Origin of the sequence: Micromonospora deserti (genome assembly GCF_003236335.1) — a bacterium.
In the GTDB taxonomy this organism is placed as follows: domain Bacteria; phylum Actinomycetota; class Actinomycetes; order Mycobacteriales; family Micromonosporaceae; genus Micromonospora; species Micromonospora deserti.
This window is the reverse complement of the sequence record NZ_POUB01000173.1, coordinates 1-12784: the sequence shown is the minus strand read 5'-3', so window position 1 is coordinate 12784 and position 12784 is coordinate 1. Positions and strand designations below refer to the sequence as shown.

The window sequence follows — 12784 nt, the reverse complement described above, 5'->3', positions numbered from 1 at the left end:
GCCGGGCCGGGGGTGGCGTCGGTGGCCGGGTTGACCGTTGCGGGCCGTGGGTTGGTGGCGGTGACCGCGGGCGATGCCGGTCACGCACTGTGGCAGTCGGCGGATTCGGGTGATTCATGGCGGACGGTGGTGATGCCGGTGGGGGTGCCGGACACCGGTGACACGGCGGTGGCGGTGGCCGCGCAGGGAGATCGACTGTTGTTGCTGGCGGATGACGCTCAGGGGTCTCGTGCCTGGTGGATGGCGGTTTCGGAGTTCAGCCGGTAGCTGGTGACGAGCGTCTCACCCGTTACCGACGAAACGAAGGTGAAAAGTATTCAGAACCGAAGCTTCTTACAGCGATCGTTTCCAATCCGCCACGGCGTGTAACGGTTCGGTCAACCCGCTCCCCTGGGACTTACGCCACTGCTCTGCGGTGGGATAACGTCCGGCCCCAGACCGGCGACGACGGTCTGGTTCGTCCGCCCCCGCAAGGGCCAATAGGCAGCGGGTGGTTCGGACCATGGGACGGAGGAGGGTTCGGGCCTTGAGGCAGAAGCTCACGCGCGTGATCGGTGGAGTCGCCATGCTGGCGCTCGTCGCCGGCGGCACCGCATGCTCCAGCGGCGGTGACAACACGGCGTCCAGTGGCGACAAGTGCGGCAACAAGATCGCGTTCTTCGGCGCGCTGACCGGTAGCTCGGCGGCGCTCGGCATCAACGAGAACAACGGCGTAAAGCTGGCCGTCGACAAGCACAACAAGGAGAACCCCGACTGCACGGTCGAGCTGGTTCCGCTGGACTCGCAGGGCAGCCCCGACCAGGCCCCGGGCCTGGCCCAGAAGGCCATCGACGACCCGAAGATCCTCGGCATCGTGGGCCCGGCCTACTCCGGAGAGTCGGAGGCCGCCGGCCCGCTGTTCAACGAGGCCGGCCTGGTCACCATCACCCCTTCCGCGACCCGCCCGAGCCTGTCCGAGCAGGGTTGGAAGACCTTCTTCCGGGCGGTCGGCAACGACTTCAGCCAGGGCCCGGCGGCCGGTAACTACATCAAGAACGTGCTGAAGGCCGACCGGGTCTACGTCATCGACGACCAGTCCGCGTACGGCGCCGGCCTGGCCGACGAGGTCAAGAAGGTGCTCGGCGCGTCGGTCGTCGGCTCGGACAAGGTCCAGGGCGAGGGCAAGCAGACCGAGTTCTCCGCGGTGGTCACCAAGGTCAAGGCCGCCAACGTGAAGGCGGTCTTCTACGGCGGCTACTACCAGGAGGCCGGCCTGATCCGCAAGCAGCTCACCGCTGGCGGGGTCACCGCGCCGATGGTCGCCGGCGACGGTGTCAACGACGCCGCCTACATCACCTCCGCGGGTGCGGCGGCGGCCGAGGGCACCATCCTCACCTGCCCGTGCCAGCCGGCCACCGAGGCGCGCGGCACCTTCGCCCAGGAGTACAAGGCCCTCAACGGCACCGACCCGGGCACCTACAGCGACACCGCCTACGACGCGGCGAACATCCTGCTCGCCGGCATCAAGGACGGCAAGACCACCCGCGAGTCGCTGCTGGAGTTCGTGAAGGGCTACAGCGGTGAGGGCGTCGCGGCGACCTACAAGTTCGTCGAGGGCGGCGAGCTCGACCCGGCGCAGGTCAAGGTCTGGGCCTTCAAGGTGCAGGGCGGCAAGGTCGTCCCGGACCAGGAGATCCCGAAGTCCTGACGCCGGTCGCTGCTACAGCGATTGAGTTGTGATCGCGGGTGCGGCCGGGAGCTCGCTCCCGGCCGCACCCCTTTTCTCTCCAGACCTGATGGAGTGTCCCTCCCTTGAACTTCGACGGCCTGTTCTCCAACTTCGGGGAACTCACCACGACCGGCCTGACCCAGGGCGCGATCTACGCCCTGGTCGCGCTGGGCTACACGCTGGTCTACGGCGTGCTGAGACTCATCAACTTCGCCCACTCCGAGGTGTTCATCGCCGGCGCGTTCGCCGCGCTGTGGACCTGGAACGGCTTCGGCCTCGACCAGAACTCGCAGGTCAGCGGGCTCGGCTCGATCATGTTCTACCTGATCGTGGCGATGATCGTCGCCGCGATCGCGTCGGCGGGCACCGCCACGGTGATCGAGCGGGTGGCGTACCGGCCGCTGCGTAAGCGCAACGCCCCGCCGCTGGCCTTCCTCATCACCGCGATCGGCGCGTCGATCGCCATCGCCGAGGCGTTCGGCGTCTACACCCGCCGTCTACCGCAGGGCGCGCCGCAGCTGGTCAGCCCCGAGCCGCTCTTCGAGATCGCCGGGGTGCCGATCGACGCGGTGCAGCTGCTGACCATCGGCGCCGCGCTGGGGATGATGATCGCGCTGGACATGTTCATCAACCGCAGCCGGATCGGCCGTGGCATCCGCGCGGTGGCGCAGGACGCCAACACCGCCGCGCTGATGGGCGTGAACAAGGACCGGATCATCATGATGGTCTTCATCGCCGGCGGCGCGATGGCCGGCGTGGCCGGCCTGCTCTACGACGTGCGGATCCAGACCCTCACCTACAGCGTCGGCTTCCTGCTGGGGCTCAAGGCGTTCACCGCCGCGGTGCTCGGCGGCATCGGCAACCTGCGCGGCGCGCTGGTCGGTGGTCTGCTGCTGGGCGTCGTGGAGAACTACGCTTCCGGCCTGTTCGGCTCGCAGTGGAAGGACTTCGCCGCGTTCGCGGTGCTGGTGGTGCTGTTGATGTTCCGGCCGACCGGTCTGCTGGGCGAATCGCTGGGGAGGGCACGGGCATGACGACCGTCCTGGAGAGGGTGCGCTCTGGCCGCGAGGCGGCCGGGGAGCGGTGGCGCGGCGCGCCGCGCTGGGTGCGCTGGGCACTGCTGGCCGCCGTGATCGTGTTCTTCTACGCCCTGCCGAACAGGGAGTTCTACCAGTACCTGGGGCCGATCCCGACCCCCGGCGCGAACTTCACCCAGGTGATGTTCACCGTTTCGATCTACGTGCTGCTGGCGGTCGGGCTGAACATCGTGGTCGGCTTCGCCGGCCTGCTCGACCTGGGCTACTTCGGCTTCTTCGCGGTCGGCGCGTACACCGTGGCGGTGCTGACCTCACCGAGCAGCGATGTCAAGACCCTGTGGCCGTGGCTGCTGGCGGTGCCGGTGGCGATCGGCCTGACCATGGTCTCCGGCGTCATGCTCGGCACGCCGACGCTGCGGTTGCGCGGTGACTACCTGGCGCTGGTGACGCTCGGCTTCGCGGAGATGATCCGGATCGCGGCGGTCAGCTCCGAGTTCCTCAAGGGCCAGCGGGGCTTCAACCAGATCCCGCACCCGCCGGGCCAGTACGCCGACGGCAAGCCGGTCTTCGGGGTGCTGGACGCCCGGCCGTACTACTGGCTGGTGCTCACGCTGATCATCCTGGTGGTGATCGGGGTGCGGAACCTGACCCACAGCCGGGTCGGCCGGGCCTGGATCTCGATCCGCGAGGACGAGGACGCGGCCCAGCTGATGGGCGTACCCACGTTCAAGTTCAAGCTCTGGGCGTTCGCGGCGGGCGCGGCGATCGCCGGTCTGGCCGGCGCGCTCTTCGCGGGCAAGCAGAACTTCGTCAACTCGCAGAACTTCGAGCTGCTGAACTCGATCATCATCCTGGCCGCGGTCATCTTCGGCGGCTCCGGCAACATCGTCGGCGCGATCGTCGGCGGTGGCCTGGTGGCGTACATGATCGAGCGGTTCCGCGGCATCGAGCTGTTCGGCGTGGAGCTCTACGAGTACCGGTTCCTCTTCTTCGGTCTGGTGCTCGTGGTGATGATGATCTTCCGGCCGGAGGGGCTGATCCCGAACCGACGACGTGCGGCGGAGTTCAAGGACCGCCGCAAGGAGGTGACCGTCGGTGAGTGACACCGAGCAGACTCCGTCCGTCCCCGCCCAGGCGGGCGCACCGGCCCTGGAGGCGGTGCCCGACCGGGAGCCGCTGCTGGAGGTCGACAAGGTCACGCTGCGCTTCGGCGGCGTGGTCGCGCTGAACGAGGTGGACTTCACCCTTTACAAGGGGGAGATCCTCGGCCTGATCGGCCCGAACGGCGCCGGCAAGACCACCTGCTTCAACGCCATGACCGGCATCTACCAGCCCACCGAGGGGCAGATCCGGTTCCGCGGCGAGAAGATCAGCGGCAAGAAGCGGCACCAGATCACCAAGATGGGCATGGCGCGGACGTTCCAGAACATCCGCCTGTTCCCGGAGATGACCGCGCTGGAGAACGTCCTGGTCGGCGCCGACGCGCACCACAAGACCAGCGTGATCTCCGCGTTGTTCCGGCTGCCCAGGTACTGGAAGGAAGAGCGCGAGGGCCGCGAGAAGGCGGAGCGCCTGCTGGAGTTTGTCGGCATCCGCAAGCGGATGCACGAGTTCGCCCGCAACCTCTCCTACGGCGAGCAGCGCCGGCTGGAGATCGCCCGGGCGCTGGCCACCAACCCGGTCCTGCTCTGCCTGGACGAGCCGGCCGCCGGCTTCAACCCGGCGGAGAAGGAGGAACTGCTCCAGCTCATCCGGCAGATCCGGGACACCGGCGTGACCGTGCTGCTGATCGAGCACGACATGCGCCTGGTCATGGGGGTCACCGACCGGATCGTCGTGCTGGAGTTCGGAAAGAAGATCGCCGAGGGCCTGCCCGCCGAGGTGCGGGAGAACCCGAAGGTGATCGCGGCGTACCTGGGGGTGCCGGACGATGCTGCTTGAGATCGACGATGTGAGCCTGCTCTACGGGCGGATCCAGGCGCTGCACGGCATCAGCCTGACCGTGGACGAGGGGGAGGTCGTCGCCCTGATCGGTGCCAACGGTGCCGGCAAGTCCACCACCATGCGGGCGATCTCCGGCATCCGGCCGGTCGCCGCCGGCCGGATCCGGTTCCAGGGCGAGGACATCACCAAGCTCCGGGCCGACCTGCGGGTGCGCCGGGGGCTGTGCCAGGCGCCGGAGGGCCGGGGCATCTTCCCCGGCATGACGGTGCTGGAGAACCTGGACATGGGGGCGTACACCCGGCGGGACCGGGCGGGCATCGCGCAGGACCTCAACCGGGTGCTGGACCTGTTCCCGCGCTTGGCGGAGCGGCGCAAGCAGCACGGGGGTACCCTTTCCGGCGGCGAGCAGCAGATGCTGGCCGTCGGCCGGGCGCTGATGAGCCGGCCGAAGCTGTTGCTGCTCGACGAGCCCTCGATGGGTCTGGCGCCGATGCTGATCCAGCAGATCTTCAGCATCATCACCGAGATCAACGAGCAGGGCACCACCATCCTGCTGGTCGAGCAGAACGCCCAGCAGGCGCTGGCCCGGGCGCACCGGGCATACGTGCTGGAGACCGGCCGGATCGTCAAGAGCGGCACCGGCGCGGAGCTGCTGCACGACCCGGCGGTCAAAGAGGCATACCTCGGCGTGGCCTGACCGGCCGCCACCCCTCATCGCAAGGAGAGCACGACATGTTCAACATCAGTGGTGGGCGCCGGGCCGTGCTCGGCGCCGCCGGCGCGGCCATGCTCGCCCTCTCGCTCGCCGCCTGCGGTGAGAAGGAGAGCACCGACCAGCCGGGCGCCGGCCCCTCCGTCACCGCCGACTCCGCCCTGGCCGCCAAGGTGCCCGACGCGATCAAGGCCGACGGCGTGATCAAGGTCGGCACCGACTCGACGTACGCCCCGGCGGAGTTCCTCGACACCGACGGCAAGACGGTGATCGGGTTCGACATCGAGCTGTTCAACGCGGTGGCGCAGAAGCTCGGCCTCAAGGCCGAGTACGAGTCCGCCCCGTTCGACTCGATCCTGCCCGGCGTGGACTCCGGTAAGTACGAGATCGGCGTGTCGTCGTTCACCATCAACGCCGAGCGGCTGCAGAGCGTCAACATGGTCAGCTACTTCTCCGCCGGCACCCAGTGGGCCACCAAGGCCGGCAACCCGGCCAAGGTCGACGTGAACGACGCCTGCGGCAAGAAGATCGCCGTTCAGACCGGCACCGTGCAGGTCGACGACATCACCGCCCGGTCGAAGAAGTGCACCGACGCTGGCAAGCCGGCGATCACCATCGACCAGTACCAGGCGCAGAGCGACGCCACCGCCGCGGTGGTCAGCGGCAAGAACGACGCCATGCTCGCCGACTCGCCCGTGGGCGCGTACGCGGTGAAGCAGAGCAACGGCCAGCTGGAGCTGCTCGGTGACATCTACGAGTCGGCCCCGTACGGATACGCGGTGAAGAAGGACCAGACCGCCTTCGCCGAGGTGCTGAAGGAGGCCGTGCAGGCGGTCATCGCCGACGGCACGTACCAGACCGCGCTGAAGAAGTGGGGCGTCGAGGGCGGCGCCATCGCCACCTCGGCGCTCAACCCGACCAACTGACCATGTCGGTCGAGACCGATACACCCGAGCGGGCACGGCCGGAACCCATCCAGGCCGTGCCCGTGCGGCATCCCGGGCGGTGGCTCGCCGTCGCCGTGATCGGGGTGCTGGTGGCCATGTTCGTCCACCTGCTGGTGACGAACAAGGCGTTCAACTGGTCGTTCATGGTCGACGAGATGTTCCGCCCGCCGGTCATCGAGGGGGTGCGCGGAAGCATCGCGCTGCTCCTGACCTCCATGCTGATCGGTATCGGGCTGGGCGTCCTCCTCGCCATCATGCGGCTGTCGGAGAACCCGATCCTGCGCGGCGTCGCCTGGGTCTACACCTGGTTCTTCCGGGCGGTGCCCCGGCTGGTGCTGGTGATCCTCTTCGGCAACCTGGGCATCCTCTGGGCGCGGATCGAGTTCGGGCTGCCCTTCGACCGGCAGATCGGCGCGCTGTTCGGCGTGCAGGACTTCGAGGCGCGATTGTTCGGCTTCACCGCCGTGGAGATCCTCACCGGCTTCGTCGCCGGCATGCTGGCGCTCGGCCTCTCCGAGGCCGCGTACATGGCGGAGATCGTCCGGGCCGGCCTCCAGTCGGTGGACGAGGGCCAGACCGAGGCCGCCCAGGCGCTGGGCATGACCCGCGCCCAGATCCTGCGCCGCATCGTGCTGCCGCAGGCGATGCGGGTGATCGTCCCGCCCACCGGCAACGAGACCATCGCGATGCTCAAGGACACCTCGCTGGTGGCCTTCGTGCCGGTCTCCACCGAGCTGTTCTTCCAGCTCAGGGCCGTCGGTAGCCGGACCTTCCAGGTCTTTCCGATGTTGGTCGCGGCGACCATCTGGTATCTGCTGCTGACCAGCGTGCTGCTGGTCGGTCAGTACCACCTGGAGCGGCACTTCGCCAAGGGCTTTGGCCGCAGCGAGCGGGCGAAGATCCGGCTGCGGGGGATGACGGCGGAGACCGGCGGCCGGACCGGAGAGGTGGGCGGCGCATGACCGAGATGACGGCGGTACAGCCGGACGCGACGGCGCCGGGTGCCGGACCGATGGTCCGGGCCGAGCAGGTGCACAAGTCGTTCGGGCCGCTGGAGGTGCTCAAGGGCATCGACCTGGAGGTGCGCACGGGCGAGGTCTGCTGCCTGCTCGGGCCCTCGGGCTCCGGCAAGTCGACCTTCCTGCGCTGCATCAACCACCTGGAGAAGATCAACGCTGGGCGGATCTGGGTGGACGGCGAGCCGATCGGCTACCGCGAGCGCGGCGGCAAGCTGCACGAGATGCGGGAGAAGGAGGTCGCCGCCCAGCGTCGCTCGATCGGGATGGTGTTCCAGCGGTTCAACCTCTTCCCGCACAAGACCGTCCTGGACAACGTCACCGAGGCGCCGGTGCTGGTGCGCCGGGAGAAGAAGGCCGCGGCGCGCGAGCGGGCGGCACAGCTGCTGGAGCGGGTGGGCCTGGGCGACAAGCTGGGCGCCTATCCGGGGCAGCTCTCCGGCGGCCAGCAGCAGCGGGTGGCGATCGCCCGGGCGCTGGCGATGCAGCCGAAGCTGATGCTCTTCGACGAGCCGACCAGCGCCCTCGACCCCGAGCTGGTCGGCGAGGTGCTCGACGTGATGAAGGACCTGGCCCGCGACGGCATGACGATGATCGTGGTCACCCACGAGATCGGCTTCGCCCGGGAGGTCGGCGACTCGCTGGTCTTCATGGACGGCGGCGTGGTGGTCGAGTCGGGCAACCCCCGCGAGGTGATCGCCAACCCGCGGCACGACCGGACGAAGGCGTTCCTGGCCAAGGTGCTCTGACCGGGTCGCCGGCGCGGCCCGCACGGGCCGCGCCGGCGACCGTGCCGGTGTCCTGGAGTGTCGGGGCGGGCGGCTAGAGTCGCTCGCGTGACAGCTACGACGCCGCGCCTGCTCCTCGTCGACGGACATTCCCTGGCATATCGGGCCTTCTTCGCCCTGCCGGTGGAAAACTTCTCCACCACGACGGGTCAGCCGACCAACGCGGTCTACGGCTTCACCTCGATGCTGATCAACGTGCTCCGCGACGAGCAGCCGACCCACATCGTCGTCGCCTTCGACGTCTCCCGCCGCTCCTTCCGCACCGAGAAGTACGCGGAGTACAAGGCCGGCCGCAGCGAGACCCCGACGGACTTCAAGGGTCAGGTCAGCCTGGTCAAGGAGGTGCTGGCGGCGCTGCGCATCCCGGTGGTGGAGAAGGAGGGCTACGAGGCCGACGACGTCATCGCCACCCTCGCCTGCCAGGCGCGTGACCAGGGCATGCCGGTGCTGATCACCACCGGCGACCGGGACGCGTTCCAGCTGGTCGGCGACAAGATCACCGTGCTCTACCCGCGCAAGGGCGTCTCCGACCTGGCCCGGATGGACCCGGCGGCGGTGGAGGCGAAATACGGAGTCGCCCCGGAGCGCTACCGCGACCTGGCCGCCCTGGTCGGCGAGACCAGCGACAACCTGCCCGGCATCCCCGGCGTCGGCCCGAAGACCGCCGCGAAGTGGATCAACATGTACGGCGGGGTCGAGGGGGTCGTCGCCCGGGCCGACGAGATCAAGGGCAAGGCCGGCGACAGCCTGCGCGAGCGGCTCGCCGACGTGATCCGCAACTACGAGATCAACTGCCTGGTCTCCGACCTGGAGCTGCCGCTCCGGCCTGAGGACGCCCGCTGGCCGGGGTGGGACCGCGAGGCGGTGCACCAGGTCTTCGACACCCTCGAGTTCCGCATCCTGCGGGACCGGCTGTACCAGTACCTGGAGGCGGTCGAGCCGGAGGCCGAGGCCGGCTTCGACCTGACCGGCGAGGTGCTCACCGAGCCCGGCGCGCTGACCGGCTGGCTGGGCACGCACGCGCCGGCCGGCACCCCGGTGGGGGTGGCGGTGAAGCTCGACACCGGCCCCAACCGCCGGCACACCGCCTCGGTCACCGGCATGGCGCTGGCCACCGCCGCCGGGGCGGCGGCCTGGTTCGACCCGCCCCGGCTCGACCCGGCCGACGAGGCCGCGCTGGCCGGCTGGCTCGCCGACGCCGAGCGCCCGAAGGTGCTGCACGACAGCAAGCCGGCGGTGCTCGCCCTCGCCGCGCACGGCTGGTCGCTGGAGGGCATCGTCCGCGACACCCAGATCGCGGCCTACCTGGCCCGTCCCGACCAGCGCTCCTACGACCTGACCGACCTGGCCCTGCGTTACCTGCACCGGGAGCTGCGGGTCGACGCGCCGGAGACCGGGCAGCTCACCCTGGAGGGGCTGGGCGACGACGGCGAGGCCGAGCAGAACCTCATGCTCCAGGCCCGGGCCACTCTCGACCTGGCCGACGCGATCGACGCTGAGCTGTCCCGCGACGGCGAGCAGTCCGCCCGGCTGATGGCCGGCGTGGAGCTGCCGCTGATGCGGGTGCTCGCCGGGATGGAGCGCACCGGCATCGCCGCCGACACCCACTACCTGTCGGAGCTGGAGGCGCACTTCGCCGGTGAGGTGAAGGCGGCCGCGCAGGGCGCGTACGCGGCGGTCGGGCGGGAGTTCAACCTGGGCTCGCCGAAGCAGCTCCAGGAGATTCTCTTCAATGAGCTGGGCCTGCCCAAGACCAAGCGGATCAAGACCGGCTACACCACCGACGCCGACGCCCTGCAGTGGCTCTACGCGCAGAACCCGCATCCGGTGCTGGCCCACCTGCTGCGCCACCGGGACGTGGCCAAGCTCAAGACGACCGTCGACGGGCTGCTCAAGTCGGTCTCCGAGGACGGCCGCATCCACACCACCTTCAACCAGACGGTGGCGGCCACCGGGCGGCTCTCCTCCACGGAGCCCAACCTGCAGAACATCCCGATCCGCACCGAGGAGGGGCGGCGCATCCGCCGTGCCTTCGTGGTGGGGGAGGGCTACGAGTGCCTGCTCACCGCCGACTACAGCCAGATCGAGATGCGGATCATGGCGCACCTGTCGTCGGACGACGCGCTGATCGAAGCGTTCAACTCCGGCGCGGATTTCCACGCCGCCACCGCCTCGTCGGTCTTCGGGGTGCCGGTCGCCGAGGTCAGCGCCGACCAGCGCCGCAAGATCAAGGCGATGAACTACGGCCTGGCGTACGGGCTGAGCGCGTTCGGGCTGTCCCAGCAGCTCGGGATCAGCGCCGAGGAGGCGCGCGGGCTGATGGAGGACTACTTCGCCGGCTTCGGCGGGGTCCGGGACTACCTCCAGGAGGTGGTCGCCCGGGCCCGGCACGACGGCTACACCTCGACCATCCTCGGTCGGCGTCGCTACCTGCCGGACCTGGTCAGCGACAACCGGCAGCGCCGGGAGATGGCCGAGCGGATGGCCCTCAACGCCCCGATCCAGGGCTCGGCGGCCGACATCATCAAGCTCGCCATGCTGCACGTCGACACCGCGCTGCGCGAGGCGGGGCTGCGCTCCCGGATGCTGCTGCAGGTGCACGACGAGCTGGTCTTCGAGGTCGCGCCGGGCGAGCGCGAGGCCCTTGAGGCCTTGGTCCGCAAGGAGATGGGCGGGGCGTACCCGCTGTCCGTGCCGCTGGAGGTCTCCGTGGGCGAGGGGCGGGACTGGAACAGCGCCGACCACTGACCGCCGGGGCCTCCGCCCCGGCTGGTCGGGCAACCCGGCCGGGTTCACGGCTCGGTCGTCGCCGACCGGGGCGCAGGCCACCGTGGCGGGTGCCGGTGAGTGCCTGCGCCAGCCGGATCGGTGCGAGCAGGTTCGTGTCGAGCTGCCGGCGGGCGGCCGCCTCGTCCAGCTCCGCCAGCGGGACACCCCCGGCGATTCCGGCGTTGTTCACCAGCACGTCCAGCCGCCACGTACCGGTCGAGGGCGGCATCGACCACCTGGTCTGGCGTGTCGGCGGCGGTGACGTCGGCGGTCAGCGGGGTGATCATGTGCCACCCGGGTCAGCGTCCCGGTCCCCGGCGCGCCTTCGGCGGGACGCCGTGCCGCTCCAGGGCCTGCCGGGATCGACCGCCCGGCGGCGGAAGCGGCGCCTTGATCGGGTCGTGACCCCAGTTCATCAGCGAGTACCGCCACCGGGTCTGGCGGACGTCGCCGCTCGGTCGCTGCGCCATGTGACGCCGGACGTACCCGATCACCTTGCGCATGTGCCGGAAGTCGTCCCCGGAGAGCTCGCTGCGCTTGCGACGCAGCAGCTCGATGATCTTCCGGCCGGACTCGTGGCCGACTGACTCGCCACCCTTGGTGCCCTTCTTCCGCCAGCCGACGTGCTTCGACTCGTCGGTCTCCAGCCACCTCTGGAGCTCACCGGGCTTCATGTTCACCGCCTCGGTGAACTCCCGGTAGGTCTGTTGGGGATCCTCACTCCGGTTCATGGCGCAGGACCTCCGGCCGGTGTGCGACGTCTCGACCCGAGTGGTCGTTGCGGATCCGGTACTGCGGCTCCTCCGGCGAGGCGTTCACGGTGTGCCCGCGTACGTGCGTCCGGTCGATCAGCTTCTCCTTGACCACGCCGTACGCCCGGCCGCTGTGGCTGGCCCAGGAGACGTGGTCGCCCTCGCGGAACTCCTTCTTGGCCATGCTTCCGACGTACCCGGGTTCGATGAGCGGAAACGGGTGGGTTGAAGGTCCGCCGCCGCGCCGCCGAGCTGCGGGCCGCTACCCGTCCGCGGGCTTCTCGGCGACGAAGATGGCGGTGCCGGGGAAGAGGCGACCGCGCAGCGGGCTCCACTGCCCCCAGATGCCCTGGTGCCCCTCCGGCCACTCCGGCTCCACCAGGTCCAGGAAGCGGAACCCGGCGCCGACGAGCTCCCGGATCCGGTCGCCCAGAGTGCGGTGCTGCTCCACGTAGGTGGCCGTGCCGGTCGTGTCCTGCTCGACGTACGGGGAGCGGTCGAAGTACGAGTGCACCGCGGTCAGCCCTCCCTCGCCCGGGTCGTCAAGGAAGATCCAGCGCATCGGGTGCGTCACCGAGAACACCCACCGGCCGCCGGGGCGCAGCACCCGGAACACCTCGCGCATCACCGCCGCCGAGTCGGCGACGAACGGAATCGCCCCGAACGCCGTGCAGGCGGTGTCGAACGCCGCGTCGGCGAAGGGCAGCGCCAGCGCGTCGGCCTGCACCAACGGCACGCGTACGCCGGTGCCCTCGGCCGCCAGCGCGGCGTGCCGCAACATGCCGGCGGACAGGTCCAGCGCGACTGGCCGGGCGCCCTGGACGGCCAGCCAGCGGGCGGCGGCCGCGGCCCCGCAGCCCACCTCCAGCACCCGCCGTCCGGCCAGCTCACCCAGCAGGCGTACGTCCGCCTCCCGCACCCCCTCCGGGCACCAGACGAAGTCCACGTCGCCGAGGAACTCGCCGTGCTCGGCCTGGTAGTCGTCGGCGTCGGCGTCCCACCAGCGGCGGTTGGCCCAGCGCGCCTCGGCGGCACCGACCTGGCGGCGGGTCACCCGGCTGTCGTTGTCCACCCGCTCACGCTAGGCGCCGGCTATCTCTTATACACATCT

13 protein-coding genes and 1 pseudogene are annotated in these 12784 nt (G+C 69.9%); 10 read left to right on the top strand and 4 right to left on the bottom strand.

What is annotated here, in order from left to right; translation table 11 throughout:
- Nucleotides 1-21: 21 nt before the first annotated feature.
- The 10 genes from C1I99_RS21590 (at nucleotide 22) to polA (ending at nucleotide 10900) form a co-directional block, all read left to right on the top strand.
- A complete protein-coding gene (locus tag C1I99_RS21590; protein WP_146604012.1) occupies nucleotides 22-267 on the top strand; it encodes a hypothetical protein in 246 nt (81 codons plus the stop codon).
- 259 nt (nucleotides 268-526) lie between these two features.
- On the top strand, nucleotides 527-1687 hold the full coding sequence (locus C1I99_RS21585) for a branched-chain amino acid ABC transporter substrate-binding protein (protein WP_111136039.1): 1161 nt from the start codon (nucleotides 527-529) through the stop codon (nucleotides 1685-1687).
- 104 nt (nucleotides 1688-1791) lie between these two features.
- Nucleotides 1792-2742 (top strand): branched-chain amino acid ABC transporter permease, encoded by a 951-nt coding sequence (locus C1I99_RS21580; RefSeq protein WP_111136038.1) that lies wholly within the window; start codon nucleotides 1792-1794, stop codon nucleotides 2740-2742.
- Nucleotides 2739-3848 carry a branched-chain amino acid ABC transporter permease gene (locus C1I99_RS21575; protein ID WP_111136037.1) on the top strand — a complete coding sequence of 370 codons (1110 nt, stop codon included), beginning with the start codon at nucleotides 2739-2741 and terminating at the stop codon, nucleotides 3846-3848. Before C1I99_RS21580 ends, C1I99_RS21575 begins: the two co-directional genes overlap by 4 nt.
- Complete coding sequence (locus C1I99_RS21570) at nucleotides 3841-4686, top strand: ABC transporter ATP-binding protein (RefSeq protein WP_111136036.1); 846 nt, start codon at nucleotides 3841-3843, stop codon at nucleotides 4684-4686. The genes C1I99_RS21575 and C1I99_RS21570 overlap by 8 nt, the downstream gene beginning before the upstream one ends.
- On the top strand, nucleotides 4676-5386 hold the full coding sequence (locus C1I99_RS21565) for an ABC transporter ATP-binding protein (RefSeq protein WP_111136035.1): 711 nt from the start codon (nucleotides 4676-4678) through the stop codon (nucleotides 5384-5386). The genes C1I99_RS21570 and C1I99_RS21565 overlap by 11 nt, the downstream gene beginning before the upstream one ends.
- Before the next feature lie 35 nt (nucleotides 5387-5421).
- A complete protein-coding gene (locus C1I99_RS21560) occupies nucleotides 5422-6327 on the top strand; it encodes an ABC transporter substrate-binding protein (RefSeq protein ID WP_111136034.1) in 906 nt (301 codons plus the stop codon).
- Nucleotides 6328-6329: 2 nt separating this feature from the next.
- A complete protein-coding gene (locus tag C1I99_RS21555; RefSeq protein ID WP_111136033.1) occupies nucleotides 6330-7310 on the top strand; it encodes an amino acid ABC transporter permease in 981 nt (326 codons plus the stop codon).
- On the top strand, nucleotides 7307-8113 hold the full coding sequence (locus tag C1I99_RS21550; RefSeq protein WP_111136032.1) for an amino acid ABC transporter ATP-binding protein: 807 nt from the start codon (nucleotides 7307-7309) through the stop codon (nucleotides 8111-8113). The genes C1I99_RS21555 and C1I99_RS21550 overlap by 4 nt, the downstream gene beginning before the upstream one ends.
- An 87-nt stretch (nucleotides 8114-8200) precedes the next feature.
- A complete protein-coding gene (polA, locus tag C1I99_RS21545; RefSeq protein ID WP_111136031.1) occupies nucleotides 8201-10900 on the top strand; it encodes a DNA polymerase I in 2700 nt (899 codons plus the stop codon).
- A 154-nt stretch (nucleotides 10901-11054) separates the two neighbouring features.
- On the opposite strand, the pseudogene C1I99_RS34115 reads toward polA, so the two are convergent.
- The 4 genes and pseudogenes from C1I99_RS34115 to C1I99_RS21525 form a co-directional block, all read right to left on the bottom strand.
- Nucleotides 11055-11150: pseudogene (locus tag C1I99_RS34115) on the bottom strand (hypothetical protein); the annotation flags it as partial.
- Nucleotides 11151-11220: 70 nt separating this feature from the next.
- Nucleotides 11221-11652 (bottom strand): DUF3140 domain-containing protein, encoded by a 432-nt coding sequence (locus C1I99_RS21535; protein WP_111136030.1) that lies wholly within the window; start codon nucleotides 11650-11652, stop codon nucleotides 11221-11223.
- Nucleotides 11639-11857, bottom strand: coding sequence for a hypervirulence associated TUDOR domain-containing protein (locus tag C1I99_RS21530; protein ID WP_111136029.1), 219 nt, complete (start codon nucleotides 11855-11857; stop codon nucleotides 11639-11641). Before C1I99_RS21530 ends, C1I99_RS21535 begins: the two co-directional genes overlap by 14 nt.
- 78 nt (nucleotides 11858-11935) lie before the next feature.
- On the bottom strand, nucleotides 11936-12745 hold the full coding sequence (locus C1I99_RS21525) for a class I SAM-dependent methyltransferase (protein ID WP_111136028.1): 810 nt from the start codon (nucleotides 12743-12745) through the stop codon (nucleotides 11936-11938).
- Between the last annotated feature and the right edge of the window lie 39 nt (nucleotides 12746-12784).

Bases quoted from the DNA above. Each gene is read 5' to 3' on its own strand.
- C1I99_RS21555 (WP_111136033.1), top strand. From the start codon at position 6,330: ATGTCGGTCGAGACCGATACACCCGAGCGGGCACGGCCGGAACCCATC.
- C1I99_RS21530 (WP_111136029.1), bottom strand. From the start codon at position 11,857: ATGGCCAAGAAGGAGTTCCGCGAGGGCGACCACGTCTCCTGGGCCAGC.
- C1I99_RS21575 (WP_111136037.1), top strand. From the start codon at position 2,739: ATGACGACCGTCCTGGAGAGGGTGCGCTCTGGCCGCGAGGCGGCCGGG.
- C1I99_RS21560 (WP_111136034.1), top strand. From the start codon at position 5,422: ATGTTCAACATCAGTGGTGGGCGCCGGGCCGTGCTCGGCGCCGCCGGC.
- C1I99_RS21565 (WP_111136035.1), top strand. From the start codon at position 4,676: ATGCTGCTTGAGATCGACGATGTGAGCCTGCTCTACGGGCGGATCCAG.
- C1I99_RS21550 (WP_111136032.1), top strand. From the start codon at position 7,307: ATGACCGAGATGACGGCGGTACAGCCGGACGCGACGGCGCCGGGTGCC.
- C1I99_RS21535 (WP_111136030.1), bottom strand. From the start codon at position 11,652: ATGAACCGGAGTGAGGATCCCCAACAGACCTACCGGGAGTTCACCGAG.